The organism is Xanthomonas hortorum, from assembly GCF_024339125.1.
Classification (GTDB): domain Bacteria; phylum Pseudomonadota; class Gammaproteobacteria; order Xanthomonadales; family Xanthomonadaceae; genus Xanthomonas; species Xanthomonas hortorum.
Genome location: NZ_CP101417.1, coordinates 5,285,582 through 5,311,540 on the forward strand (window position 1 = coordinate 5,285,582; position 25,959 = coordinate 5,311,540).

The window sequence follows — 25,959 nt, forward strand, 5'->3', positions numbered from 1 at the left end:
CGGCACAGGCCGGCTCGCGATGTACACGGGCAGGCTGTACTGCTGCCCAGCATCAACCGAATCGCTCGCGGCATTGATGCATTCGCAGCAATCCTGCGGCTCTCATCCGCCCATACCACACACGCCAGCGAACTCGACCATTCGTCAGTTCCAATCGTTGGCTGTGCGCGCTGCGTTATCCACTTCAGCGCGTCAGTAAAACGTCGGAAAATCGTCCTGCCATTGGCACGCTTCGATCCACCAATGACGCATTAAACAAGGCGTTTTTGGCGGGATGTCAGGTAGCGGCGGACAGCTGTCGGGAAATTTCTTCCACGTCATGAATCCGCCATAAGTATTTCCGAATACAAGCCTTTAGCTCCTCACTCTCAGGCCGCTAGCTGGGCAAGACGCTTGAGTGGATGCACCCCGCATTCACTGAGCCCTTCAGCTGCACAACCTGGATGCGGTGATGAACCAATATCTGCAACACCTCAATGTCGGCCGCCGCTTGGGCGTGGCCTTCGGCATCTTGATCTTATTGTCCGGCCTGCTTGTGGCAACCGGCCTGGTCACCATGTCCACCGCCCGTCTCGAGTTGGACACCATCGTCAACAACAACATGGAGCGGATCAGACTCTCCACCGACATGCTGGACGCCAACACCAACGTGGCGATCGGCCTGCGCGACATCGTCATGGTGTCTGGCGATGCTGCCAACCGCAGCGCAATGGAGATGATCGAAAGCAACCGCGCCCGTTATAAAGCCGCGCACGATGCGCTGGCAGCCATGCCGAGCACCGACGGCGAAAAGAACGCGCTCAAGCTGGTGCAGGAAAAACGCGACATCTCGGTCCAGTACAACAACCAGATTCTCGAATACGGCATTCATGATCAGAACCAGGAGGCGCAGGCGCTGTTGCAAGGCGCCGCCGCGGTGGCGATGAATGAACAACAAGCCGCCATTCGCGCCAACGCAGCACTGGAAAGCCGCCTCAGCAAACAGGCCTATGCCACAGCGGTGGCATCGATGCATCGCGGCAAGGTCACGCTCGCCAGTGGCGGCATTGCCGCGTTGGCCATCAGCGCCCTGCTTGCGTGGATGATCACGCGCAGCCTGACCATGCCGCTCAGCCAGGCCACCCGCACTGCCGAGGCCATTGCCGCCGGCAATCTGCAGAACGACGTCCACACCACCGCCACCGATGAAACCAGCCGGCTGTTGCAGGCAATGGACAAGATGCAGTTACAGCTGCGCAACCTGATCGCCGCGCAGACCGATATGGCCAAGCATCACGACAATGGCCAGATCAGTTTCCGCATCGATGCGGCGGCATTCCCCGGCGATTACGGGCGCATGGCCAACGACACCAATTTGCTGGTCGCCTCGCATGTGGCGGTGCAAAACGATCTGGCCCGCATCATGGGGCGTTACGCCATCGGCGAACTCTCCGAAGACATGCAGCCACTGCCGGGCGAAAAAGCCGCTTTCAGCGACACCATGTCGCAGGTCAAGCTCAATCTGTCGGCGATGAATCATGAGATCAAACACCTTGCCCAGTCGGCCGCCAATGGCGACTTCACAGCGCGTGGCGATGTCGAGCGTTTCCAGTTCGATTTCCGCATCATGGTGGAAAGCCTCAATCATCTGATGTCCACCGCCGATGGCAATCTGCAATCGCTATCGTCGTTGCTGCAGTCGATCGCCGCCGGCGATCTCACCGCACGCATGAGTGGCGAGTTCCGCGGCGTGTTTGCACAGATGCGCGACGATGCCAACGCCACTGCCAGCCAGTTGGCGCAGATCGTCGGCAACATCCAGCAATCGGCGGTCTCGATCAACTCGGCTGCCAGTGAAATCGCTGCCGGCAATCAGGACCTGTCGCAGCGCACCGAGCAGCAAGCGGCCAACCTGGAAGAGACTGCTGCCTCGATGGAAGAGCTGACGTCCACCGTCAAACAGAATGCAGAGAGCGCACGCGAGGCCAATCAGCTCGCGATCGGCGCCGCACGCGTGGCCTCGCAAGGCGGCGAGGTGGTGGGCAAGGTCGTCCAGACCATGACCGGTATCGAAGCCTCGTCCAAAAAGATTGCCGACATCATCAGCGTCATCGATGGCATCGCATTCCAGACCAACATCCTTGCCTTGAACGCCGCGGTGGAAGCCGCGCGTGCCGGCGAACAGGGCCGCGGTTTCGCGGTGGTGGCATCGGAGGTGCGCACGCTCGCACAGCGTTCGTCTGGCGCGGCCAAGGAAATCAAGGGGCTTATCGACGATTCGGTGCAGCGTGTGGCCGAAGGCTCGGCGTTGGTGCACAGCGCTGGCAAGACCATGGGCGATGTAGTGGCCAGCGTGCAACGCGTGACCGACATCATGAGCGAGATCTCTGCGGCCTCGCAGGAGCAGTCCGCCGGCATCGAGCAGGTCAACCAGACCATCACGCATATGGACGAGGCCACCCAGCAAAATGCCGCGCTGGTGGAAGAAGCCACGGCCGCCGCACGCTCGATGGAAGAACAGGCTGTGCAGCTCACCGACGCGGTGGCGATCTTCAAGATCATCGATGCACGGCAGACAAGCCAGGCACAGACGCGCGCGGCAGCACCGGTCGCGCATTTGTTGAACAAGGTCCGTAGCGCCTGAGGAGTTGGGCGGTGAACCCAGCACTGCCCTCAACAGCGTCGTCGGCGTGGTGACGCTGACGGCACTGGCTGGGGCTTGCATAGATCCGCCCTCGAAATGTCGTCTACGAAAAGCGTCTGGCAAGGCGCTTTTCGTTGTTTCCGACCATTTAAACCGCGGCCACGCAGATCACGTCCACGACTGCAGGCCTGATCAGCTGCTAGGCGCGGTCGCGGGTATATATCCCGGGGAGGTAACGCTCCATCAGCGACTGTGGATACAACGGTGACGTAAAACCGTAGCGCGCGTATAACCCGTGCGCATCGCTGGTGGCCAGGCTGAAACGGCGCAATCCCTGCAGCTCGGGGTGCGCCATGACCGCATCCATCAGCAGCTTGCTATAGCCCTTGCCTTGATGCTCGGGCAGCACGAAGACATCGCCCAGATATGCAACGGTTGCGTAATCGGAAACCACCCGCGCGAACGCCACCTGCGCGCGCTCCACAAACCCGCCAAAGCACAGTGAATTGGCGATGGAGCGCTGCAGCAGCGACAACGGGATGTCCTTGGCCCACGTGGTGTGCTGCGACAGATATCGGTGGATCATCGGCACATCGAGCTCGGACGTGTCGGTGGTAATGCGCAACGGCGGCATGACAGTGACTCCAGTCATAGGGGGGCGTCAGAGTAGCGCAGCATGCGATGGCAGCAGCAACAAGGCGCACAGCACCAGCATGAACACCGCGATCAATGCATCCAGGACGCGCCATGCGCGCGGATCACGAAAGGCCGGCTGCAGCAAACGCGCGCCATATCCCAAGCTGGAGAACCAGGTAACACTGGCAAGGCACGCACCCGACGCAAACGCCCAGCGCAGCTGGCCTGGATAGCGCGCAGACACGCTGCCCAGCAGCACCATCGTGTCGAGATAGACGTGTGGATTGAGAAACGTGAATGCCAGACAGGTCAGCATGGCGCGCTGCCAGGATTGCGCGTCGCTTGCTGCCGGTGCCAGTGCTCCCTTCCCATGCCAGGCCCTGCGTGCAGCCAGGATTCCGTACGCCGCCAGGAACGCAGCGCCGGCATAGCGAAGAACTTGCAGCACGCCCGGCCATTGCTTCACCAAGGCACCAATCCCGGCGACGCCCAGCACGATCAGCGCGATATCGCCGGCTGCGCAGATCAGCACGATCAGGCCCACATGCTGGCGCTTGAGCCCCTGCCGTAACACAAACGCATTTTGTGCCCCGATCGCAATGATGAGACCTGCGCCAGCGATCAAGCCGGCCGCTGCTGCCTGAAGGACCATATGCACCTCCCGAGAACCAGGCCTGCATCGTGATGGCAGCGAGCGATTCAGAAAAACTAAATATTCTGTAGGCTAGTTAGAACTTCTAATCCAGTGAAGAGATGCCATGGATCTGCTGCATCCACAGCTGGCGGCGTTCGCGGCCGTGCTGGAAGAAGGCAGCTTCGATGCTGCTGCGTATCGGCTGTCGGTCACTCCCTCGGCCATCTCGCAGCGCATCAAGGCACTCGAAGACCGGCTTGGCCAGGTGCTGGTGATACGAAAAGCACCCTGCCGCCCCACCCCGGCGGGTGAACGCCTGTTACGTCGGGTAAGACCGATGCAGGTACTCGAAGCCGAGGCAATGGCCGACTTCCTGCCCGGCGACGGCGCAGCTGGACATCCACGCACCATTGCCATCGCCGTCAACGACGATTCACTGCAGACCTGGTTCCTGGCTGCACTGGCGTCCTTGCATCAAACGCATGGGTTCCTCTTCGACGTCCATGTGGACGACCAGGACCACACCCTGGAATTGTTGCGTGCAGGCACCGTGCTTGGCGCCGTCACCTCGGAGCGCAAGCCGCTGCAAGGCTGCAATGTCGACGCATTGGGTGTGATGCGTTACCACGCCATCGCATCGCTCGCCTTCGTTGCAAGGTATTTCGCGCAGGGTTTCAACGCTACGGCGCTGACGCGTGCGCCGATGCTGGTCTTCAACCGAAAAGACACGCTACAAGCCCGCTTCGTCCGCCGCATCACGCGCGCGCAGGTGGCGCCACCGGTGCACTATCTCCCCACCTCGACCGGCTTCATCGAAGCTGCCGCGCGTGGACTTGGATGGTGTCTAGCCCCGGACTCGATGGTCGTTCCGGCAGTCCGGGACAAGCAGGTGGTCATCATCGATCCCACGCGCTGGCTCGATGTGCCGCTGTATTGGCAATGCGCGGCAGTGCGCTCAAGCGCCTTGCACCATCTCAGTCAGGTGCTGAGTAAGGCGGCAGCTGCCAGTTTGCTTGGCGGCAGGCAGTAGCTTTTGCCGTCGCGTGCACCCGCACGATGCCTCGATCCGGTAAAGCGTTATTCACTCGCTTCGGCTGGACTCGGCAATTTTCAAAAGCGCGGACTAGCCTGCGCTTGTCTGCTGCAGCAGCGCCAATGCGGCCTGCAGATCACGCAAGTGGAAGGGCTTCTGCAAACCGTGCCGATGCTGGAATTTCTCGGGGATGCCACCCACAGAATAACCAGTCACAAAAATATACGGCACTCCGCGGGCATCCAGTTCCTCGGCGATCGGAAAGGAATAGCTGCCGCCAAGATTGACGTCCAGCAACGCCAGATCAAGATTCCCCTTCTTCACTTCCTCAAGCCCGGCATCCACGTCTCCCACCGTTGCCGCGATCTCGTATCCCAGTTCGATCAAGCAGTCTTCCAGCAGCATGGCAACCACGGATTCGTCTTCGACCAACAAGACGCGCCCGGTCACGTGTGCGCCTCGACCAGCTCGGCCGGCAGCGGCATGCAGACGCGGAACGAAACGCCCGCAGGGTCAAAAACGAGTTCGACATCGCCCTTGAGGTCGTGCTTCAAACCACGCTCCAGCAATCGGGAGCCGAAGCCTTTGCGCGTTGGTGGGCGGACAGCCGGCCCGCCGCGTTCCTGCCAGATCAGTTCGAGCTGCGCGTCTGCATCCTGCATTCTGCGTTCCCACGCGATCAGCACGCTGCCTTCCGGAACAGACAGGGCGCCGTGCTTGAGCGCGTTGGTACACAGCTCGTGCAGCGCCATCGATAGTGCCAACGCCCGCCGAGGATCGAGCCGGCACGATTGGCCCTGCAGCGCGAAGCGCACGCCATCGTGCGATTCATATAGTGCGGCAGCATCGCGGGTCAGCTCGAGGATATCGGCACTGACCCAGTTCTCGCGGGTAAGCGTGTCATGGGCTCTGGAGAGCGCCAGCAGACGCGCATCGATCTTTTCTTGCGCATCCGCAAGGCTGGTCGCGTTATTGAACGACTGGCGAGCCAGCGACTGCACCATGATCAGCGAATTGTTGACGCGATGATTGAGCTCGTTGATCAGCAACTGCAGGTGCTGCTCATGCTGTTTGTGTTCGGTGATGTCACGCGTGGCGCCAGCGATCGCCTCCACCTCCCCATCAGGCCCAAAGACCGGTGTAAAGATGTACTCGTACACACGCAGGCCCTTGGTGGTATGCGGAAACGGCACCTCGCCTCGCAGCGGCTGGCCGGTCGCCTTCACTTGCTCGATTTCGGTATCGTGCATCGCCGCGTGCCAGGGCTCGTAGCCAATTTCAAGGCAGGTCTTGAGGTGCGCCTCTTCCCAGCGCATCCCCCACATCGTCAACAATGCCTCGTTGGCGTAGATAAAACGATGCTGGATATCGAACACGTACAGAAGGTCCGGAGTCGCTTGTAACAGCGCCTTGTAGATACGCGATTTCGCGGCGTCTTCCTGCTGGTCGGCCATCACGTCATGGACTCCGGATTCGATCCGCACAATAAACCGGTAACCGTGAACAAAAAATCATGCGGCCGCCACTGCAACGTTGACTGGCTGGGCGGTGTAACGATGCGACGTGCAGGGAGCCATGCACTATCTCTCGCAGCGGCATAGCGTCAATAAACAAGCGCTCAAGACATTCAAACCCTAGGCCTCGACCGGATGCCAGAACTCCTTGGCAGGACCATGCGGCAATAGCGCGCTGTCGCCGTGCAACGCCGACCCTGCTAGCCTCTCCGCTTCCGTTGTTACAGCCTGATTCCGTCATGAAAAAAGCCGTAGTTCTCCTGTCCGGTGGCATGGATTCCGCCGCCGTCGTCGCGCTCGCGCAGGAACAGGGCTTTGCCGTGCACGCCCTAAGCGTGCGCTACGGCCAGCGCCACACCTCCGAACTGGACGCAGCCGCACGCGTGGCCACCGCACAAGGGGTCATCGCCCACAAGGTGGTCGACGTGGACCTGCGCAGCATCGGCGGCTCGGCGCTCACCGCCGACATCGACGTGCCCGATGCCGGCGGCGACGGCATTCCGGTCACCTATGTGCCTGCACGCAACACCATCATGCTGTCGCTGGCGCTGGGCTGGGCCGAGGTGATCGGCGCCAACGACCTGTTCTGCGGCGTCAACGCGGTGGATTACTCGGGCTACCCAGACTGCCGCCCCGAGTTTGTCCGTGCCTTCGAAGTGCTGGCGAATCTAGCCACCAAGGCAGGCGTGGAAGGCGCCGGTCTGCGCGTGCATGCACCGCTGCAGTTCCTCAGCAAGGCCGACATCGTCCGCGAAGGCGTACGCCTGGGCGTGGACTTCGGCCTCACCGTCTCCTGCTACCGCGCCGACGCCGATGGACGCGCCTGCGGCCACTGCGACGCCTGCCGCCTGCGCGCCGCCGGCTTCACCGACGCCGGCATCCCCGACCCCACCCACTACACCATTTCGTCTTGACGCCGGTGTAGGGTAGAATGCGCACCCCGGCGCACTGCCGGGACAGTGGGCCGTTAGCTCAGTCGGTAGAGCAGAAGACTTTTAATCTTTTGGTCGATGGTTCGAATCCATCACGGCCCACCATATCGTTGTCCAATAGCATACCAGAAAGGCCGGAAAGCCCAGCAAAATCAAGGCTCCCGGCCTTTTTAGTGTCCGCAGCGGTCCGATACCGGCCCTTGAAATGCGACGGTAACTGACAGTAACTTTGACGGTAACGAGAGACCCCGCCCAGGCTATTACCGTCATGCCACTTTCCGATACCGCCATTCGTAAGGCCAAGCCAGCCGGCAAGCCGCTGAAGCTTGCCGATGGCGGCGGGCTCTATCTGCTGCTGAAACCCGACGGCGCGCGCTGGTGGCGCTGGGACTACCGCAGGCCCGTCACTGGCAAGCGCAATACGCTGAGCCTTGGCACGTACCCGGATACCGGCCTTGCCGATGCCCGGGAGCGTCAAGCCCATGCACGCAAGCTGCTGGCGGCTGGCATTGACCCGGGTGAGCAACGCAAGGCGGAAAAGGCAGCGACCCAAGAGCGGACCGCCAACACCTTCGCGGCCGTTACCGCCGAACTGCTGACCCAGCGCGCGAAGAAGCTGGCCGCAGGTTCGGTGCTACGGGAGCGGCGACTGCTGGAAAGCAACCTTGCCCCGTACATCGGGGAGCGCCCCATTGCCAGCGTGAGCGCCCCCGAACTGCTGGCGGCCCTGCGCAAGGTGGAAGCGCGTGGAGCCGTGGAGACGGCGCACCGGGCACGCATGCTGGCGTCGCTGGTGTTCCGCTATGCCATCGCCACCGGCCGTGCCAAGCGCAACCCGGCGGCCGACCTGCTGGGTGCGCTGTCCCAGCCCCAGGGCACGCATTTCGCAAGCCTGACCGAACCGGCGGACGTGGCACCGCTGCTGCGCGCATTGCACGGCTATCAGGGCACGCCGGTGGTCAATGCCGCATTGAAGCTGGCCCCGTTGTTTTTCGTGCGACCGGGTGAGCTGCGCCGCGCGCGCTGGGCCGATATCGACCTGGACGCGGCCGAATGGCGATACACCGCCAGCAAGACCGGGACGCCGCACATCGTGCCGCTGGCAACGCAAGCCGTGGAAATCCTGCGCGAGCTGCATCCACTGACCGGCCGGGGCGAGTACGTCTTTCCCGGCATGCGCGGGCGCGACCGGGCAATGAGCGAAAACACCGTCAATGCCGCCATGCGCCGGATGGGATTCGACGGCGACACCATGACCGGCCACGGGTTCCGGGCAATGGCGCGGACCATCCTGGATGAAGTGCTGGGCTATCGCCCCGACTACATCGAACACCAATTGGCCCACGCCGTGCGCGATCCCAACGGCCGCGCCTATAACCGTACCGCCCACCTGCCCGAACGCCGCAAGATGATGCAGGGCTGGGCGGACTATCTGGACAGCCTGCGCACGGGCGGCAACGTCGTGCCGCTGCGGGCCAAGGCGGGCTGATCCTACCGAACACCCACCTAGCCCGACGGGGCGAAAAGCCGGACACCCTGCCGGCCTGGCGCGGGGGACTTTTCAGGGCGCCGGGGAGCGTGATGGGCATCATCGTTGAAAATCGAGAGTGGGCCGCAAATGCTGATAAGCATGGCGAAGCCATGTATAAAAAGACAAACAATCCGTATTACCTGATAAAGGCATTAGCTGCCGCCAGGCTCGTGAATTGGGAGCCGCCTGCGTGGGCATTAGCTCCTTTGCTGGATGCCGTTAAAGACGCCTATTTCGACACTCAGGACCGGGGAAAGGACTTGAGTATCGATGCACGCATTGGATTGAAGCCCAAGAGAGGCGGAGTCAGGCCCTTGCTTGCCTCAAGGAAAAGTGACGTGGAAGCCAACGTTTTTCGCGACATTAATCTGATCCGCGCCTGTTTTGATGTATCCATTCCGGACATATGTGAGCTAATCCATTCCGCAATTGCTTTCGACTTTTCTCGGTCGTATGCCGAAATAATCTCAGGCGCATGGGAGATGAGTGATGATCACCTCAAATCCATTGGCATGAGCCGTGAGCAACATGACGATGCGATTTGCAGATCATTGGAACGAGATGCCGAAATTATAAATGATCAAAGAAACAGCCCGGCCATTCGGAAAAAGCTAGAGAATTTTGATTTTTACTCAATAAGCACTGGCTTGATTCTCGGCTATGGATGCGAAACTCTGATCGAAAAATTCTATAGGCGCGACAAGTCCGACGATATTATTCCTACAGAAGGTACGAGTGAATACGAATTAATCGTATATTTTGATGGCTACCGACTACTCAACTCAGGCACATGCAGGCGTTCCTGTTTGGACTCCGTACCTATCTCGATGCATGGGCCTAGTCAGATTGATCGACTGCCATACAGAGATGGCTTTGCTTCGCACGTTAAGCGTTTCAATCAAGTGCGCCACCCCGTTAAAGATACGCCCCTATCGAAATAGGGGATTTGCTTCCAGTGACTGGATAAGGCGCGCACGACAACCTATCTGCACCGCCGCCTAGCGGCCACACGGTGTAGCACATGGATACATATGGACACAGGGAGTTCCGCCCCTTCATCGCGGAGTGCAACAAGGTCGGCATCGGCCGATCCAAAGCCTATGAGCTGGCAAACGCAGGCCTTCTCGAAACGATTAACATCGGCAGCAGACGATTTGTCTACCTAGACAGCCTATACACGCTTCCACAGCGACTGGCACACGGCCAAGGGTGGTCAGCATGAGCGCCAGCACGCTGCCCGAAACGGGCTTCCTGCGACTGCCCGAAGTCCTGCGGCTTTACCCGGTGAGCAAGTCCACGTGGTGGGCTGGTATCCGCACCGGCAAGTATCCGCAGCCCGTCAAAATTGGTGAGCGGTGCACGGCGTGGCGTGCCGAAGATATCCGCGCCTTGATTGATAGCGCCGCCCCCGGCAAGGGGGCCTGACCATGACCCAGAAACGACAACGCCCCGGCGGCTATCGGGGCGCAGTGCAAAGCATGTCGCAACTCTATGGACATTCTGCCAGCGCCAGCCGGCCCAGGGAACGAGCGCGATTGCAGGAAAACTGGCGCGACCGTCTGCCCGATCCTGGCAGTTACTACGCCCGGCAAATCGCCAAGCTGGGCAACGCGCACGGCAACGGCTGGGCGCAGGGGCAGTGCCCGTTCCACGAAGACCGCAACGCATCGTTTAGCGTGAACCTGTCCAGCGCGCGCGGCCCGTGGAAGTGCTTCGCAGGCTGCGGCAGTGGCGACCTGGTGAGCTTCCACATGCGCTTGACCGGCCTGGACTTCAAGGAAGCTGCGCGCGAGCTGGTGGGGGTGCGGGCATGAACGCGGTTGTCATTGAAACGCCGAAGGACGCCGCGCGCCGGGTGGCCGCCAGTTGCATCCGCGATGGCTTCAAGCCCGAAGCTCTGCACGAATACCGCGATGCCCAGGGAAACCCTGTGTTCTGGCGCATCCGCTGCAAGCGTCCGTCGGATGGCGACAAGTGGATTCGACCGATGCGCTGGGATGGGGCCGTCTACGTCATCGGCGAGCCGCCAGCGCCGGACGCGGGCAAGCCGCTGTATCGCCTGCCGGAGCTACTGGCTACCAATCCAGACGCAGTGGTGTGGATTGTCGAAGGCGAAGCCTGCGCCGATGCCCTGGCCAAACTGGACCTAACCGCCACGACAAGCGGAAGCGCGGATAGTGCTGATGCAGCCGACTGGACGCCGCTGCAAGGCCGCAGGATGCGCATCTGGCCAGACCACGACAAGGCCGGCGCCGGGTATGCGGATAAGGTGGAAAGCCGCCTGCGCGCGCTGGGCTGCGCTGTGGAACGGGTGGACGTGGACACGCTGGACCTGCCGGCCAAGGGCGACTGCGTGGACTGGCTCAAGTCGCACCCGGATGCTGACGCGGTTGACGTGCTGTCCTTGCCGCTGGCCGAAGAAATGCCGGCGGAAAGCCCCGCAGGCAGGTCGGCCCCCGAACCGCTGCGCCGGCCCACGCCCCCGCCTGAGCCGTACCCGCTGGAATCGCTGGGCGAAGTCCTGCGGCCGGCGGCCGAAGCAATCAAGCGCGTCATCCAAGCGCCGGATGCCATCATCGGCGGTTCGCTGCTGGCGGCGGCATCGCTGGCGGTGCAAGGACAGGCCGATGTTCAAATTGACGGCCGGATTCATCCGTTGTCGTTGTGGCTGTTGAGCGTGGCCCAATCGGGCGAGCGCAAATCAGCCGTGGATGCCGAAGCGATGCGGGCAGCGCGCGTGTTTGAAGCCGAGTTGACGCAAGGCTATGAGTTGGAAAGCACCTTGCACGAACAAGACATGGCGCAGTGGCAGGCAAGGGTGGATGCCGCCAAGTCCGACGCGAAGAAGAAAAAAGGGGAAGGGCTGAAAGCTGCCCTGCACGCCATCGGCCCGCCACCGCCTGCACCGCTGCTGCCACGCGTTACCGTCGCAGACTTCACCGCCGAAGGCATCTTCAAGCTGATGCAGGTCAGCCGGCCGGCGCTGGGCGCGTTCACCGATGAAGCCGCGCTGGTGTTTGGTGGTCATGGCATGTCGAAGGAAACCGTGATGCGCACGGCCGGGACGCTATGCAAGCTGTGGGACCGGGGCGAGCTTGACCGCGTACGTGCTGGCGACGGCGCGATGAAGCTGCAAGGCCGGCGCTTTGCACTGCACCTGCTGGCGCAGCCTGTCATTGCCGAGCGGGCGCTATCGGATGACGTGCTGGCCGGGCAGGGATTCCTGGCGCGGTGTCTGTTGGCCTGGCCTGAAGGCACTGCCGGATGGCGAACACTGAGTGATGAAAACATGCGCGACGACGTAGCGATGCAGCGGATGGTTGACGTGCTGCTATCCCGGTTTCGGCAAGAGCTGCCATTGGCTGAAGGGAAGCGGCAGGAACTGGAGCCGCGCGCGCTGCGGTTGAGCACTGAGGCGCGGGCCGTCTGGGCCGACGTGTACAGCGCCACAGAGCAAGGCATGCGTCAGGGCGGCCGGTTCGCGCAAGTGCAGGCGTGGGCGAGCAAGACGCCCGAGCAAGCCGCACGCATCGCCGGTGTGCTGACTTTGATTGATGACCCGGCGGCGCAAGTGATTAGTGCCGACGCGATGGACCGGGCCGCAGAGCTGGCGCTGTGGCACTTGAACGAAGCGGTGCGCCTGGCAGGCACGGCGGAGTTGTCGCCGGACGTGCGCGATGCCGAAGCCCTGCTGGGCTGGTGTCATGAAAGCGGGCGGGAAGTCATCTATTCCCGACTGGTCATGAACAAAGGGCCGAACCGAACGCGCGAGCGTGAAGCGTTTCAGCGCGCGGTGCGCGAGCTTGAACACGCCGGCTGGGCGCTGCCGGTCAATGGTGGGATGACCTTGGATGGCGGGCACCGTCGCCACGTCTGGCGCATCGTTCCCTACAGTGAGGGGCAGTGATATGGGCCGACTACTGGATGCCCTACGCGCGGATTCTGAAAGCGTACCCGTTGCGACTCTCGCGACTCTTGCGACTTTTCCCGTTCCCGACCCCGAAAAGTCGCAGAGTCGCAAAAGTCGCAGCGGGGCCAAGTCTGAAAACGCGCATGTTGTCCCGGTCATCCGCACGCACCTGCTGGCCCTGGCGGCAGGTGAAGGTCACCCCGCAAAGCTGGTGCATGGACTGAGCGATGCCGACATGCTGGCCTGCCACGGCTACACCGATGCCGAGCTGCGCGGTTACCTGGACGCCCTGGCGGCGCAGGGATTGATGGACACCGGCACGACGCCCGTGGAATGGGGCGAGCCGGTCACGCGCACTTGCGAAGGCTGCGGCCCGGTCCTGCTGTGGGCGGACTGCCCGGCCGTGGTGAAGGCATGCCCGTGGTGTTTCCGCAGGAAGGCTGGCAAGCCCATTGCCCGGCCACCGCGCCGGCTTGTGGACGAATGGGCGCAGCAGGATGCCGAGAACACCAGCGGCCCGCCGTACTTCCTGCCGAAGGAGCAAGCGCCATGACTGACAACGGCTACCTGAGCCTGGACAAGGCCCACCTGGCCAAGATGCAAAGGGAACGCCGGGCCAGCATTCGCCGAATCGACTACACGCCCAGCCGGGATGCATTGGCGGCCTTTGAAGCACGGCAGACACAGGAACGCCCCGGCAGCATCGCGGCGACCAATAGCGCTGTGCTGGATGCCATCGTGACCGAGTGGGCCGAGCTGACCGGAATAAAGAAACAGGAAGTAGAAGCGCCCAAGACTCCGAAGGGCCCGCCGGAATTCATGCACCAGTACGCGCGTACACGTATGAGTCCGGCCGCTGTGCGCTTTGGGCCCGGTCCAGTCGAAGACAGCGGCAACGCAAAAAGGCTGGCCGTTGGTGACCGTTCCGCGCGCGCGCAAGACTTCGACAGGCAAACCGGAATTAATGGACACATCGCAGGCGCGCGCGTGGGCGCGTATGAGTCCGGGCATACGGCAAGATCGCGGCACGGTCTAGCGAGCCGGCACGCCAGCGCTCCTGAGTCCCGACATGCAGCCCGCGCGCCCTGCGGCGCACGGCGTCATCGTGACGGCCAGCCCTGTCAGGCCAAGAGCGAGCCGGGCAAGCGCCGCTGCCGATTCCATGGTGGACGTTCAACCGGCCCCACGTCCGAAGCCGGCAAGGCCCGGGCATTGGCGAACCTGCGGCAATACCAGAAAGCAGAGCGCCGAGAACTACCGCTGGTGTTGCGACGCTTGCATGATTGAGCCTGTCGGCAGACAGATTCAGTAGTTGGCCTCTCTCCTTCCCAAGGAGGGTCTTTTAGCTACGGTGGCCGTTCCGCATTACGCGTGTTCCGGCGTAGCCCTAGACTTGGCCTCCCGCGTCCATCTGCCACCTTTTCAGGCGTTGCCCAAGTCCAACCGCTGACGCATGATCAAGCCCCTAGACGAACAGTGGGTCCAAGAGTGATAAGGAAAACTACTATTGGAATGGGGATCGTGATCACCGTTCTCACTTCATCCGCCGCAATTGCGGATGAGCCGCCCCACCCATTCGGCGGACGCATGTACAACACAGTGGAGAACGGATGGCTAACCTACGAATGCATGCCCCCCGAAGCCGGAGTGCTGGCATGCGATTTTGTGCAAACCAGAATTCGTCAAAAATTGTCTGCTTCCGACGCCGCGAAGCGTTTGGCGAAGGAGACCCAAGGCTGGCCAGAAGCCCTTGCCAAAGAAATGAAAACCACACCTGAAAGACTGTACGAGAGTGGTGATTGGAAGGGTTTGTGCGATATGGCCCAGCAAGGACTTTCGGCGCTAAACGGCTCATCAAGTACCGAAGAGATGCGAAAGGCCGTGTCGCGCATGAGCCGGGTAGCACGCGGGGACTTGGCTGCCCAGATGGGCGCCATGGGCCAAGCCTGCAAAACGCGCACGCTGGACGGCATGAAGCGCTTCATGGCGCTGGGCATTGATATCGAACAACGCACCTGCCAAATCGGTACTAACTCGTTTAAGCAGACATTCAAGGCAGTCTACGCTTCAGACGGAACCTTCAAGTCCTGGAACGTGGCCGACACCACACCAAATGGCGATTGCGGAATTATCAACTTGTCCCGCTTTGTGCCGGTGCCCGAGAAGCCAGGCGAAAAGCCCTACTTTTGGCAGTACATCGCGCGCAAGGTCATCACCAACCCTGAGTCCACCACGTTACTGATGCAGTGTAAGGATCTCGACGAACGGGAGTACCTATACGACTGGAAGAAGCAGAACATCTCTTTGCAGTGCGACTACATCGAAGACGGCTTTTGAGCGACATAACAGGCATCAAAGCCAGCTTGATCAGCGTCAAGCACGCAACGGTTGACGGTAACTTTGACGGTAACTGATGGTGGAGAAAAGGCTACATCTGCGCAGTTGCTACGTTTCGGGCTGCAATTCGATTGAATCACGGCCACCAATCAAATCAGTCACTTGAAGAGCGCCTAAGGCGCTTTTTTTGTGCCTCCGGAAAGTTACCGGGAAGATGAGTGGCCGTGGAGCATGCTCCACGGCCACGAAGTCGGATGGCATGCGCCGGCTGGCGCGGGCCTTCATTGCCGGCACACCCTTGCAGATCACATTGCGTCATCTTGCAGGTCATGTGGCCAGGCGGATGCAGCCGTATCTTCGACCCAGGTCTGTCCAGGGCCACACTGGATCACGTGGTCCACATCTACTGGATAAGCGATTGCACCCGTCGTGTTCGTCGTGCGCCTCCGCTGGCCCGTGCTTGCTTGCGCAACCAAGTGAGGACTTCAAGTGCAGAATCGACACGCATGCAGACATGCAACTTGCCCAGTACGATGCTCTGCGCATCGCCGCCCATCAAGACCTCTTCAAGGCCGGTCGCTTCGCAGGCGATCAGAACCGGCGCCACTTCTTGCTGCGTGTCGGAATGCAGCATCGCTAGCAAGTAGCCCTGCATTATCTCGAAGCTGAGGACGACGCCCGCGCAGACGCGGAATTGCTTGTTGGCGCTCATCGCTGAGCCTCCGCAAACGAGCTATCAACGGCAACGATCGTTACAGCCACATCGGCAGGCGTGAGGACGTGGATGGGCTTGCCAATGCCTTCGAAGCTCGGCGTCACGTTGAGCGAATCGGCACAGTTCCATTTAAGGACGATGGCGGTCAGATCGAAATGGTGGGCGACCTGGCGCGCCGCAGATGCGGGCATTTCTTGGGTGTCGTAAGACATGCTGGATTCCTTTTGTGTTTTGGAATCCGCCACCCAGACGCCAATCGGGGTGGCGGACGGTACGCGGTTGGCGTGCCGGCCAAAAGGAACCGGTGGGCCTTGCGGCCCCCGCGCACCGCCCGCCATAAAGCTGGCCGGCATGCGCCCGCGACGATGCGGGCAACAAAAAAGCGCCATGCATCGGTCGATGGGCGCTGGTGCGCCTTTTGATTCGGGACGCCAATCCCGGTCGCCGATTGTACGGCGACGTGGGGATACTCACTCCGATCCCTTGGGCATGTCAATGAAAACCCAACCGTGCACGATGGCGCCGTGACCATCCTGATCACGCGAAGCGAATTCGTTCGATGCGCTGATCACTGACCGCCGTATGCGAGCGGTGGCTTGCACGTAGCCGCAAAAGCCAAGCCGCCCTTGGCAAGTAAGTCCAAGGCGGCGTCGCGCAGCTGCATACCGACTTCGTAGGCGACGAACGCGACTAGCGCTCATACTTTAATTGGATGCACCTGTAATTGTCCGAATGCGCGCGTGTGCTCAAAGACGCCGCGCCGGTACTGCTTTTCACCAACTGGCGACAGCTGCCGCTGACAACCGATGCGCTGCAGATCGCAGGCTTCACCTGGCGCGGCATCACCGTCTGGGACAAGACCGAAGGCGTGCGGCCCCAGTTAGGCCGCTTCCGCAATCAGGCCGAATACATCGTGTGGGGCAGCAAGGGCAATATGCCGCTGGACCGTCGCGCGCCTGTGCTGCCAGGTATCATCCGTGAGTCGGTGCGCAAAGCTGATAAGCACCACCTGACCGGCAAGCCGACCGAGTTGATGCGGCAGCTGGTAAAGACCACTGAATGCGGGGGAAAAGGTACTTGATCCTTTTGCTGGATCAGGCTCTACGCTCGTAGCTGCGGTTTTAGAGCTGCGAGCTTAGCCGTCACTATTCAGAAGTGGCTGTGAGCCGCTTGACGGCTATCGGCGACTGATTTTTTGAGGCCACGCAAATGGCCTCAAAACCAAATATGAAGGCAGCAGTTGTTAGGGCAGCCTTTGGGGTTATTCGAAAAATTCTGCCTGTTGAGGTTTTGTCTTGAATCTAGCTATAAGGGCAGGATGCAGATTGCTGGGTAGCGCATGCCAGTTATTAGAATACAGCGAGTACAAAATGTCTCCAATATATTCTGAACATTCTTTTTGCAAAGCAATTGCTTCGTCTTGAAGGCTGATGGAGGCGACCACATCCGCAGGACTTTCTATCTTTGGTAGGGCGGGTTCGCTCTGACCATGCACATGAGCAGATAGAAGGCGATACGGCTCCTTCTCGCGCCGCTGTTTTATCGCCTCAAGAACGCCATATCTCCGAGAGAATGCATCAAAATTATCTCCAAGATATTTGATTATTTCATTCTTAAGTTTGAACCCATCGCCCTTACTCTGAACTCTCTCCCATTCGACCTTGTGATCTTTGAAGTATAGCCATGCCAAAAATAGGTCAATCTGCAGCCTAAGGGAATTCAATGCAGGCCGCACCAAGCCGAGTGCTATACATGCAGCGGCTTCGCGTATTGCCGACGCAGCTCCTTCCAGCAAGCAATTGGCGGCATTATCTTTCTCTATTTCTTTTAGATAACCAAGCCAGAGCAATAAGTGCTCACTAGCACTTTCAGCCTGCAAAAGGACAGCATCGCCTCTGGACATGCAATTGTCGTGGGCTTGTTGCGCGAGCTCTCTGACGTTTTTACTCACCATCAGCGGCTTCTCCGACCTATAGCGGAGGTCCAGTCAGCGCGTGGAGCATGAAGTATGTCGTTCCTTATTATTGTTGCGGCACGCAACAATTCCTTTGGTGCGACGATTGTTGCCAGTTTATTTGCCCATAGGTAAAACGCTTTTCTTGACAATGGAGGGGCTTCGCGAGGATTCAGAACGCCCTCATTTATAAGGCGCTTTGTGAGCATTGAAACGGCGTCCTTGGTCGTAAGGCCTGCTTCACCTTTCAGTAGGTGATCAACTCTAAGTCCTACATCGTCTTCTTGGAACCGGATGTTGTCGCGCCGTCCTGAACTGGCGTTTCTTTTCATCTGATCCGTCAGGGTATCAGTAAAATTAAAGTCGATAGAATCAATCACAATTCCTGGTATCGCTTGCCTCAGTAGATTTACTGTTTTGGCCAGTGAGGACGGATCTGCTTCCTTTAACGCATCGATAAGTCTGTATATATCTTTTTCTGTAAATCGCATGGCGGCAGCAGCCAATAGGAATCTTTCAAGCTGATCGTTCATTTGTCTAACCCCAGTTCAATGCCAAGCTCTCTGGCTAGCTTCTGGACATTTGCCGTTGCGCGCCCGACATATGAGCCTTTCTTATCGGTCGCAAAGCCAGTATAGCTATGACTCGCGGTTAATACCCTAGAATAATACAATGGGGTGGATAAAGTCTTTTTCCCGAAATTCGGGTGAGCGCGAAGTTGATTCTCGACAGTTGGATCATAGTTATTCCGTGGTATGTCATTAAGCACCACTATGAATTTTGGCTTGACTTTTAGTGTGTGAAGGTCATTCACGAATGTATCTAAAAGCTCTAGTCCAAGAATAGAAAAGCGGTCCGGGCGGACAGGGACGAGGACGTGCGTTGCAGCCTCTAATGCACATACAGTCATAAAGGAGCTACTTGGGTTGCAGTCAATACAAACCAAGTCGGAATCTTCCTTTGCTTCTTTAATGAAAGTTTTAAACCGCTCTTTGACTGGTGTGAGAGTTTTTGGGTCTTCAATCAGTGAGTACTTAACAAGCCCAAAATCACCGGGGACAAGTCGCAGATCCGCTACGCTGTCTTGCAGACGCTTCACCGTCACGGAAACTTCGCTTAGCTTAGGAGGAGGAGTGCTAGCGAAGTCACCTTAAATAATGACGTTTCAGGCTCGCTTTCCATAATACTTAGAATCGTCCGCTTTTCATTCTTTAGTTTTTCATATTTGTCTTGAGTGTAAAGCAGCTGAGTCAAGTTAAATTGGGGGTCAAAGTCGACAAGTATTGTTCTCTTTGAGAACTGCTTATACAGAAGGCGCATGACGTTAGCCGCAATCGTTGTTTTTCCAACCCCTCCTTTCATATTAAGAACGGCAAGCACCGGAGTCTTTTTGCTCTCAATATTTTTTGCCATAGCTTCCATGTCCATTGTTGGGGCGTGCGCGTGGTTCCGATTCTGTCAGAACTTCCTCCTCGTGTATTGCGGGCTAGACCGTAGTGATCGCCCCGAGTGGAGCTTGGGACCCCGTACGAGTCAGATGACAGGTACGACTACTGCGCGTGCAATCGTCGCCCCGCCACGCCTGCGGTCTTCATGGCACGGTTTTGCCGCGTTGCTGCAGCCAGGCTCCAGCCGCGCTGGCTATGGCGCAACGCGCGGTTCGGCACCACTTGTCGCCCCTTCAGAACCCTGTGGGCAATCAACTCTCCCGCGACTTGCGGCAGGTCGGCTTCTCCCAAGCCGGCATTGCTGAATTCCCGAGGTGATCATCGGCAGAAGGCAATCGGTAATTCAGCGAGACGTGCGGATATAAGCTATTGAATATAATAGATATTTTCGATTGCCCGGAAAGGTGATCGCGGGTAATTTGTTAAGTTCTAAGAAGTAATGCCATTGATTTACAAGGGTTTTTTCATTGGTGCAATTACCTTGCTGGAAGGTAATCCCGTTACCGGCAAACCACCTTCTTATTACCTTATAAATTTATAAGTAAGTTATTGATATTAAATGACTATCTTGGGCTTTCCCGGCCTTATTATCAAAATTACCTCTCTCCGATGGTCATCCGAAAAATCGGCTAAATGAGTTCCAGGAGCGGCGTGCTCCAATACTTCGTGCCTACTGGCACGGCCTCTTGCAACCTCCGTTTGGGTGGCGCTGGTTCAGCAGTTGAGGATTCGACGTAGTAGCACCTGCAAAACTTAACTGGCTGTTCATGTTCGCCTAGCTAGGTTCCTCCCCTTACCCGCATGGAATGCGTCAATGAGGTCTGTCAGAGCCGCCCCGTTCCTGATCATAGCGACCCTCTGCGGTACAGCGCTCTGTGCGTGTGCGCATCCCCAGGCCCACTCTCAGCAGCCGCCCCCGAAGGAACACAGCACCATGACAACGCACGAGGCCGACAGAGTTAGGAATTCCGCACTCAGTGCCGAGGAGATCGGCAAGCGCCTGTTAAAGCTGATCGAAGGCCTGAAATCCCGGGACGAGATCAGTCTGGATAGGATTCGGGCAGTGATGGGTATCGAGCTGAAGCTTGAGCCAGGCGCGCTAGGCGCCGGATTTCCAAGTGGTGATCTAGGAGGCGGTTGGCGCTACGTATTGGATTACTTCCCCGAGTCGCCTTCCAGCTCAAAGGGGGTCAAGTTGACGTTCGTCAACACGGGTGATCGCTTCGCTGACATGACTGCCGTCTGCAGCCTAGATTTCGCCTATTACGATCAATCGCTCAAGAGCATGGGCTTCGTCAGTTCGCCGACACACGGTCCAATTGGTCAGCTGGAAGACCTGCATTATGTGAAAGCGTCGACAAGCGAGGCTGGCGGAGACATCGTTATTTCCATTGTTCCGCAGAACATCGTTGTCGGATCTGCCACCCGGATGTGCGTCAAATCGATCAGCACTCTGGGCTAATCAAGGAAGAAGCACATGGCAAGCCCTAGCCTCCAACTCGAAGCGGCATTGGCTCAGTTCGCCGGGCAACAAGGAGTAACGCAAGACCAGGTCGCCCAGCTACGCAACGCGATCAGCGCGGATGCCGTGCTCCTGGCGCAGTTTGACCAGCAGGCACAGGCAGGAAGCCTACGAGGCTTTGCATTGCAGTCAGCCGGTAGTAGTGCACCGAACCTGGCAGGGACGTACGACATCCAGAGCGGCATGATTACTTTGCCGGCGGCGAGCTTGCCCCCCGCTGGAGCGACTGCAAGCAGTGACTTGAAGGGTGCGCTGCAGGTTCAGCAGATGTCGGTCGCATTTGCCCACAGCACCTACCAAGATGCGGCGCGTACCAGTCATCCTGTTACGCAGGATATGGTCAGCAATCTTCAGTCCAGCATCAACAACTCGCCCTTCCTGGCAGACGAAATCAAGAAGGCTGCGACCACGATCGACGCGTCAGATACACACAATCCGAAACGCGCAAACCTTGAGGGCTTCGGATTCGTTGGTCCTGGCCAAGCTGCCGGCGGAACATACGACGGCAATCAAAAAATAATGAACTTGCCGCCTATCGGCTTGCAGACCAGAACCGCTGCCAATCCTGGCGGGAGCTTCAACGCGGATTCCACGACCTTCGTGTTGGGACATGAGATCCAGCACAGTTTCAATCACGCAGCAAAGAGCCAAGCCACTTCTACATTCTTGTCTGACATTGGAAATCAGGCGAAGGTAAAAGGCCCAGTACACGATTACACCAACGAATTGCACGCCTACATACAAGCTGGGCGCGAGGACGAGGCGAAAGCAGAAATCGCTGGATGGAATGCACTGCTGAGCTTGAAAAGGCAGGGCAATCCAAATGCCAACGGCGTGGACTTGATGTTGACCACCACGACCAGCAGAACGGAGGACTTCATTGAGCGAGATCCCACGTCTGCCGTTCCCAAGGCCATCATAAGACCAGGCCTGGCATTCAATCAGGACGGTAGCCTTTCGCAGACCCCAGGCAACATTGCCGCGATGGGCCAGCACTACTTCGATCGGCCTTCGCCGGTCTATGCTCAGCCTGGCCAGCGCCCCGTCGGACTTGGCGAGCACGTAGACCAAGCCGGCAATCTCCAGCCCACTGCCGACTACGCTAACTACTACGGAGCCTGGGCGGTGGAGCAGATCGTCCGAGCTGAGGATCGGGCCAATGTGCTGCACCAAGGTGCCAGACCCAGGGTGACCATCGATATGGCAGGCCTGGGGCTAAGCGAGCATCTGATCGAAAACGAGAGTCTGGATCTAGGCGTCAACAAGGCACCGCGACCGTACTACGACAGCAGCACCACGCCGGCAGCGTTGCACCACTTCGACCACACTCAGGACGGAAGCGTGAATCCTGCGCACAACCATACCTACGTGCCAGTGGTGCCAGCTGCTCCGAGTTCTCCGGCGGCAGTTGGTCCGCTGAGTCCAGACGACGCGGGCCATCCAAATCACAGCATGCTCGAGCAGATCCGTAGCGGCGTGCGCAAGATCGACGAGAGTGTAGGCAAGCCCTATGACGACATGAGCGAGAGGGTCAGCCGGAGCCTTTTGGCTGCCTGCAAGGACAACCGCGAAGCCTACCCGGAGAAGCCCGACTATTCCCTAGCGGGAAATGAGCTGAGCCGCGTAGACCTGGTCGTAATGGGCAAGAACGGCAATCTCTTCGCCGTGGAAGGCCGGCAGGACGACCCCGCTCACAAGCGGGCGCATGTGCAGCTTGATGAAGCCATCAATACCCCGATAGAGCAATCGGACCAAAAGCTGCTAGCGGCCAATCAGGCCATCGCGCAGCAGAAAGAGTTGACACAGCAACAGGAGCTGACCCGCGGCATGGGCGACCCAAGCCAGGGAGGGCCGAGCAGATGAACTGAGATGCGGCCCCGAGGACGATTCTCTTCGCGTTGAAAGGCGATGGCGGCTGCTAGTAGCTGCTAGTGGCGAGCAAGAGATTTCTCGCCACTCCAACCTAAAGCACCACCCTTCAGGCCATCAAAACCTGAAACACCGACACGTTTGGCCATACGAATATCTCAGCCGACGCCCCTGCGCCCATGCAGTGCAAGCCTCGGCAGCGATCAGCCAGGGCTACATCAAACGCGAATTCACAAGCCGCACAACGTTTTCTATCGTTGTTGGCTCAACGACACGCGAGCGCAACGCCATGACCAACATCGATAAAGCCGGAACGTTTCTCCTGGGTGACCGTCAGGTCACCCGCGTCGGCTACGGCGCAATGCAGCTTGCCGGGCCTGGTGTGTTCGGCCCGCCCAAGGATCGCGATGCGGCGTTGGCGGTGCTGCGCGAAGCCATTGCGCTGGGCGTCAACCATATCGATACCAGCGATTTCTACGGGCCGCACATCACCAATCAGCTGATCCGCGAAGCACTGCATCCGTATCCACACGATCTGACCATCGTCACCAAGATCGGTGGAGCGCGTGGCACGGATGGAGCGTGGCTGCCGGCTCACTCATCGCAGGAGCTGGTCAAGGCCGTGCACGACAACTTGCGCAACCTGGGCCTGGACGCGCTGGACGTGGTCAACCTGCGCGTGATGTTCAAGGCCCAGGAGCCGGCAGAAGGCTCCATTGCCGAGCAGTTGGAGACCTTGGTCAACCTGCAGCGCGATGGCCTGGTGCGGCATATCGGCATCAGCAACGTCACTGCAACGCAGGTGGCCGAGGCGCGCGCCATCACCGACATCGTCTGTGTGCAGAACATGTACAACATCGCGCATCGACACGACGATGAAATTATCGACGCGCTCGCGCGCGACGGCATCGCCTACGTGCCGTTCTTCCCGCTGGGCGGTTTCTCGCCGTTGCAATCGTCCACGCTTGCCTCTGTTGCCGAGCGCCTGGCCGCAACCCCGATGCAGGTGGCACTGGCATGGCTGCTGCAGCGCTCACCCAACATCCTGCTGATCCCGGGGACGTCGTCGGTGGCGCATCTGCGCGCGAATCTAGTTGCAGCCGAGCTGAAACTTCCGGCCGATGCCCTGGACGCATTGAACAAGATCGCAGCGTAGAAACGCGGGGGATTGCGTCTTGGCAAGCAGCGCCTGGCAATCGGGCATCAGCGCCCTGGCTCGTCGTTCCACAGCAGCTTGTGCAACTGCATCTGGAACCGCACTGGCAGACGATCGGCAACGATCCAGTCTGCCAGCTGCCGAGGAGTCACTTCGCTTTTGCTGGGCGAAAACCACACCGTGCAGCGACGGTCCAACGCATGTGCGGCGACAATTTCGCGCGACCATTCGTAATCGGCGCGGCTGCAGATCACAAACTTGATCTGGTCGCGCGCGGTCAGTAATGGCAAGTTGTCCCAGCGGTTGCGCTGTTCTTCACCGGATGCCGGTGTCTTGATGTCGACCACGCGCGAGACGCGAGGATCCACTGCAGAAACGTCCAGTGCGCCAGAGGTCTCCAGCGAGACATCAAAGCCGGCGTCGCACAGTTTCTGCAGCAGCACCAGGCAGCGCTTCTGCGCCAATGGCTCGCCGCCGGTCACGCAGACGTGGCGCACGCCATGGCTGGCCACCTCGGCAACGATCGCATCGATATCGTGCCACTCACCGCCATGGAAAGCGTAAGCGGTGTCGCAGTAGTGGCAGCGCAGCGGGCAGCCGGTCAGGCGCACGAATACGGTCGGCCAACCGGCAGCCTCGGCCTCGCCTTGCAACGACAAAAAGATTTCGGTGATCTTCAATCGCGGCAATGGCGATTGGACGATCTCGCTGGGGACGGCGGCGGCGTTCATAGGCAAAGTATGCGCCGCGCCCAAAGGCACCGACGCGCGGGCTCAGCGCAGTTGCTGGCCGAGACGGATGGACTGCAGGCGTTCCTGGGCGACGCGCGCCGCATCGGAGCCGGGATACTGCGAGACGACTTGCTGCAAGGTCTGCTGCGCTTCGTCGTTTTTGCCTTCGCCATACTGCGACAGGCCGAGCTTCAACAAGCCGCCAGCGGCCTTGTCATGCGTGGGATAGCGGCCGACGAGATCGCGAAACTGCGCCTCGGCCAGCTGAAAATTTCGGGTGGCGTAATAGCTTTCGCCCAGCCAATACAACGCATTGGGGGTGTAGACGCCGTTCGGATAGAGCTCCAGAAAGCTCAGGAACAGTTGCGACGCATCGTCGTACTTGCCGTTCTTCAACGCATCGAACGCCACGTTGTAAGCCGTGCGTTCTTCGTTACTGGCGGTCAGCGTGCCGGAGTCGCCATGCACACTGGGCGGCTTCTCGGAAGTTGCCGCCGCTGCAGGCCGCGCGGCCGGAGCCGGGGCTGGGGCTGGGGTGACGCTGCCGGTAGCCGGTAGCAAGGGCGGCGTTGCACCACCTGCACCTTCCAACCGATTCAGACGCCCGTCCAGATCCAGATACTGGTCCTTGGACTGTTGTTTGAGTTGTTCGTTGTCGTGCTGCAGCTGTTCCACCGTCGCTCGCAATCCCTGCAGGTCAGAACGCGCCTGCTGTAGCTGATTGAGAAGATCGTTGTTGGCCTGACTGTTGGCCTGCTGCTGCTCAAGAACGGCAACACGATCAGCGAGACTGGCTCGCTGCGCGTAAGCCGGCGCGGCGACCACAAGGGCCGCCGCGACGAACAGAGATGTCACTCGAAAGCGCATCGCTTCTTACTGAGCCGTGTACACGATTTCGACGCGACGGTTCTGCGACCAGCAGCTTTCGCTGGTTTCGGTGCAGACCGGACGCTCTTCACCGTAGCTGACGACGGTCAGCTGGCTGGCGGAACCGCCAGCAGCCTGCAGCGACGACGACACGGCATTGCCGCGACGCTCGCCCAGGCCCATGTTGTACTCACGCGAGCCGCGCTCGTCGGCATTACCCTGCAGGGTGATGCGCGAGGAAGGACGGTCACGCAGGTACTTGGCGTGGCAAGCCATGATGGCCTGGAATTCCGGCTTCAGGGAGTCCTGATCCAGATCGAAGTAGACAACGCGCTGGCGCAGGCAGGCATCGGTATCCAGGTCGCCCGGGCCGTACAGGCCAGAGGTTGCCGGGCCGGTGGGAACGGAGGAACCGGTGGTGGTGTCGGTCGGAGCAGGCGGAGTTTCCTTCACCTTTTTCGAACAACCAGCCAGCACGGCAACAGACAGCAGGGAGACAAGCAAGACGCGGGTGGACTTGTTCATGGGATACCTATGGTGGCTCCTG

At 59.6% G+C, this 25,959-nt stretch carries 27 protein-coding genes, 1 tRNA gene and 1 pseudogene; 16 read left to right on the plus strand and 13 right to left on the minus strand.

The window, feature by feature from the left end; all coding sequences use genetic code 11:
• The first annotated feature begins 451 nt into the window (after window positions 1–451).
• The gene (locus NMB96_RS22680) at window positions 452–2,623 is read left to right on the plus strand and encodes a methyl-accepting chemotaxis protein (protein ID WP_183086684.1); all 2,172 of its coding nucleotides are present in this window, start codon (window positions 452–454) and stop codon (window positions 2,621–2,623) included.
• 199 nt (window positions 2,624–2,822) lie between these two features.
• Here NMB96_RS22680 and NMB96_RS22685 read toward each other — a convergent pair whose 3' ends face one another.
• Both NMB96_RS22685 and NMB96_RS22690 read right to left on the minus strand, forming a co-directional pair.
• Complete coding sequence (locus NMB96_RS22685; protein ID WP_183086683.1) at window positions 2,823–3,257, minus strand: GNAT family N-acetyltransferase; 435 nt, start codon at window positions 3,255–3,257, stop codon at window positions 2,823–2,825.
• A gap of 27 nt (window positions 3,258–3,284) precedes the next feature.
• Window positions 3,285–3,911, minus strand: a complete 627-nt coding sequence (locus NMB96_RS22690) for a LysE/ArgO family amino acid transporter (protein ID WP_023904802.1) — start codon at window positions 3,909–3,911, stop codon at window positions 3,285–3,287.
• Window positions 3,912–4,017: 106 nt separating this feature from the next.
• Between NMB96_RS22690 and NMB96_RS22695 the strand changes: the two genes are divergently transcribed.
• The gene (locus NMB96_RS22695; RefSeq protein ID WP_023904803.1) at window positions 4,018–4,923 is read left to right on the plus strand and encodes a LysR family transcriptional regulator ArgP; all 906 of its coding nucleotides are present in this window, start codon (window positions 4,018–4,020) and stop codon (window positions 4,921–4,923) included.
• A gap of 93 nt (window positions 4,924–5,016) precedes the next feature.
• Here NMB96_RS22695 and NMB96_RS22700 read toward each other — a convergent pair whose 3' ends face one another.
• Together NMB96_RS22700 and NMB96_RS22705 are read right to left on the minus strand one after the other, a co-directional pair.
• Window positions 5,017–5,376, minus strand: a complete 360-nt coding sequence (locus tag NMB96_RS22700; protein WP_006448627.1) for a response regulator — start codon at window positions 5,374–5,376, stop codon at window positions 5,017–5,019.
• Window positions 5,373–6,380 carry a sensor histidine kinase gene (locus NMB96_RS22705; RefSeq protein ID WP_115040750.1) on the minus strand — a complete coding sequence of 336 codons (1,008 nt, stop codon included), beginning with the start codon at window positions 6,378–6,380 and terminating at the stop codon, window positions 5,373–5,375. Before NMB96_RS22705 ends, NMB96_RS22700 begins: the two co-directional genes overlap by 4 nt.
• 299 nt (window positions 6,381–6,679) lie before the next feature.
• On the opposite strand from NMB96_RS22705, the gene queC reads away from it, so the two are divergent.
• The 10 genes from queC to NMB96_RS22755 all read left to right on the plus strand — a co-directional run bounded on the left by queC (window position 6,680) and on the right by NMB96_RS22755 (window position 15,150).
• Window positions 6,680–7,354, plus strand: coding sequence for a 7-cyano-7-deazaguanine synthase QueC (gene queC / locus NMB96_RS22710; protein WP_255085788.1), 675 nt, complete (start codon window positions 6,680–6,682; stop codon window positions 7,352–7,354).
• A gap of 47 nt (window positions 7,355–7,401) precedes the next feature.
• Window positions 7,402–7,477, plus strand: a tRNA-Lys gene (locus NMB96_RS22715).
• A 163-nt stretch (window positions 7,478–7,640) separates the two neighbouring features.
• Window positions 7,641–8,861, plus strand: coding sequence for a tyrosine-type recombinase/integrase (locus tag NMB96_RS22720; RefSeq protein WP_255085790.1), 1,221 nt, complete (start codon window positions 7,641–7,643; stop codon window positions 8,859–8,861).
• 92 nt (window positions 8,862–8,953) lie between these two features.
• Entirely contained in the window at window positions 8,954–9,844 is an 891-nt protein-coding gene (locus tag NMB96_RS22725) for a hypothetical protein (protein ID WP_144422629.1), read from the plus strand.
• 277 nt (window positions 9,845–10,121) lie between these two features.
• Window positions 10,122–10,328 (plus strand): helix-turn-helix transcriptional regulator, encoded by a 207-nt coding sequence (locus tag NMB96_RS22730; RefSeq protein WP_053054084.1) that lies wholly within the window; start codon window positions 10,122–10,124, stop codon window positions 10,326–10,328.
• A 2-nt stretch (window positions 10,329–10,330) separates the two neighbouring features.
• Window positions 10,331–10,717, plus strand: a complete 387-nt coding sequence (locus NMB96_RS22735) for a CHC2 zinc finger domain-containing protein (protein ID WP_180313586.1) — start codon at window positions 10,331–10,333, stop codon at window positions 10,715–10,717.
• Window positions 10,714–12,810: a DUF3987 domain-containing protein gene (locus tag NMB96_RS22740; protein WP_154844524.1), complete on the plus strand. Its 2,097-nt coding sequence runs from the start codon at window positions 10,714–10,716 to the stop codon at window positions 12,808–12,810. The genes NMB96_RS22735 and NMB96_RS22740 overlap by 4 nt, the downstream gene beginning before the upstream one ends.
• Window position 12,811: 1 nt before the next feature.
• Window positions 12,812–13,366, plus strand: a complete 555-nt coding sequence (locus tag NMB96_RS22745; protein ID WP_146091527.1) for a hypothetical protein — start codon at window positions 12,812–12,814, stop codon at window positions 13,364–13,366.
• Window positions 13,363–14,100 carry an HGGxSTG domain-containing protein gene (locus tag NMB96_RS22750; RefSeq protein WP_104551275.1) on the plus strand — a complete coding sequence of 246 codons (738 nt, stop codon included), beginning with the start codon at window positions 13,363–13,365 and terminating at the stop codon, window positions 14,098–14,100. Before NMB96_RS22745 ends, NMB96_RS22750 begins: the two co-directional genes overlap by 4 nt.
• Before the next feature lie 234 nt (window positions 14,101–14,334).
• Window positions 14,335–15,150: a hypothetical protein gene (locus tag NMB96_RS22755; RefSeq protein WP_154844523.1), complete on the plus strand. Its 816-nt coding sequence runs from the start codon at window positions 14,335–14,337 to the stop codon at window positions 15,148–15,150.
• Window positions 15,151–15,553: 403 nt separating this feature from the next.
• On the opposite strand, the gene NMB96_RS22760 is transcribed toward NMB96_RS22755, so the two are convergent.
• A complete protein-coding gene (locus tag NMB96_RS22760) occupies window positions 15,554–15,862 on the minus strand; it encodes a hypothetical protein (RefSeq protein WP_023904806.1) in 309 nt (102 codons plus the stop codon).
• A complete protein-coding gene (locus tag NMB96_RS22765; protein WP_255085797.1) occupies window positions 15,859–16,077 on the minus strand; it encodes a hypothetical protein in 219 nt (72 codons plus the stop codon). The genes NMB96_RS22760 and NMB96_RS22765 overlap by 4 nt, the downstream gene beginning before the upstream one ends.
• A gap of 297 nt (window positions 16,078–16,374) precedes the next feature.
• Between NMB96_RS22765 and NMB96_RS22770 the strand changes: the two are divergent.
• Window positions 16,375–17,056, plus strand: a pseudogene (locus NMB96_RS22770) (DNA-methyltransferase).
• A 70-nt stretch (window positions 17,057–17,126) separates the two neighbouring features.
• Here the strand turns inward: NMB96_RS22770 and NMB96_RS22775 are convergent.
• From NMB96_RS22775 to NMB96_RS22790, 4 genes are read right to left on the minus strand one after another with little or no spacing between them, the layout of a single operon-like run.
• The gene (locus NMB96_RS22775) at window positions 17,127–17,768 is read right to left on the minus strand and encodes a hypothetical protein (RefSeq protein WP_255085798.1); all 642 of its coding nucleotides are present in this window, start codon (window positions 17,766–17,768) and stop codon (window positions 17,127–17,129) included.
• Between the two features lie 50 nt (window positions 17,769–17,818).
• A complete protein-coding gene (locus tag NMB96_RS22780; RefSeq protein WP_152025575.1) occupies window positions 17,819–18,352 on the minus strand; it encodes a hypothetical protein in 534 nt (177 codons plus the stop codon).
• Complete coding sequence (locus tag NMB96_RS22785; protein ID WP_255085799.1) at window positions 18,349–18,924, minus strand: ParA family protein; 576 nt, start codon at window positions 18,922–18,924, stop codon at window positions 18,349–18,351. Before NMB96_RS22785 ends, NMB96_RS22780 begins: the two co-directional genes overlap by 4 nt.
• An 11-nt stretch (window positions 18,925–18,935) precedes the next feature.
• Window positions 18,936–19,241 carry a ParA family protein gene (locus tag NMB96_RS22790; RefSeq protein ID WP_255085800.1) on the minus strand — a complete coding sequence of 102 codons (306 nt, stop codon included), beginning with the start codon at window positions 19,239–19,241 and terminating at the stop codon, window positions 18,936–18,938.
• Between the two features lie 840 nt (window positions 19,242–20,081).
• On the opposite strand from NMB96_RS22790, the gene NMB96_RS22795 reads away from it, so the two are divergent.
• The 3 genes from NMB96_RS22795 (at window position 20,082) to NMB96_RS22805 (ending at window position 23,814) form a co-directional block, all read left to right on the plus strand.
• On the plus strand, window positions 20,082–20,729 hold the full coding sequence (locus tag NMB96_RS22795; RefSeq protein WP_255085801.1) for a hypothetical protein: 648 nt from the start codon (window positions 20,082–20,084) through the stop codon (window positions 20,727–20,729).
• A 15-nt stretch (window positions 20,730–20,744) separates the two neighbouring features.
• Entirely contained in the window at window positions 20,745–22,652 is a 1,908-nt protein-coding gene (locus NMB96_RS22800; protein WP_255085802.1) for an XVIPCD domain-containing protein, read from the plus strand.
• A 295-nt stretch (window positions 22,653–22,947) separates the two neighbouring features.
• On the plus strand, window positions 22,948–23,814 hold the full coding sequence (locus NMB96_RS22805) for an aldo/keto reductase family oxidoreductase (protein WP_255085804.1): 867 nt from the start codon (window positions 22,948–22,950) through the stop codon (window positions 23,812–23,814).
• Between the two features lie 47 nt (window positions 23,815–23,861).
• On the opposite strand, the gene queE is transcribed toward NMB96_RS22805, so the two are convergent.
• From queE to pal, 3 genes are read right to left on the minus strand one after another with little or no spacing between them, the layout of a single operon-like run.
• The gene (gene queE / locus NMB96_RS22810) at window positions 23,862–24,545 is read right to left on the minus strand and encodes a 7-carboxy-7-deazaguanine synthase QueE (RefSeq protein ID WP_115040751.1); all 684 of its coding nucleotides are present in this window, start codon (window positions 24,543–24,545) and stop codon (window positions 23,862–23,864) included.
• A 42-nt stretch (window positions 24,546–24,587) separates the two neighbouring features.
• On the minus strand, window positions 24,588–25,412 hold the full coding sequence (gene ybgF / locus NMB96_RS22815; protein WP_255085805.1) for a tol-pal system protein YbgF: 825 nt from the start codon (window positions 25,410–25,412) through the stop codon (window positions 24,588–24,590).
• Between the two features lie 6 nt (window positions 25,413–25,418).
• Entirely contained in the window at window positions 25,419–25,937 is a 519-nt protein-coding gene (gene pal / locus NMB96_RS22820) for a peptidoglycan-associated lipoprotein Pal (RefSeq protein WP_006452380.1), read from the minus strand.
• Window positions 25,938–25,959: the final 22 nt, after the last annotated feature.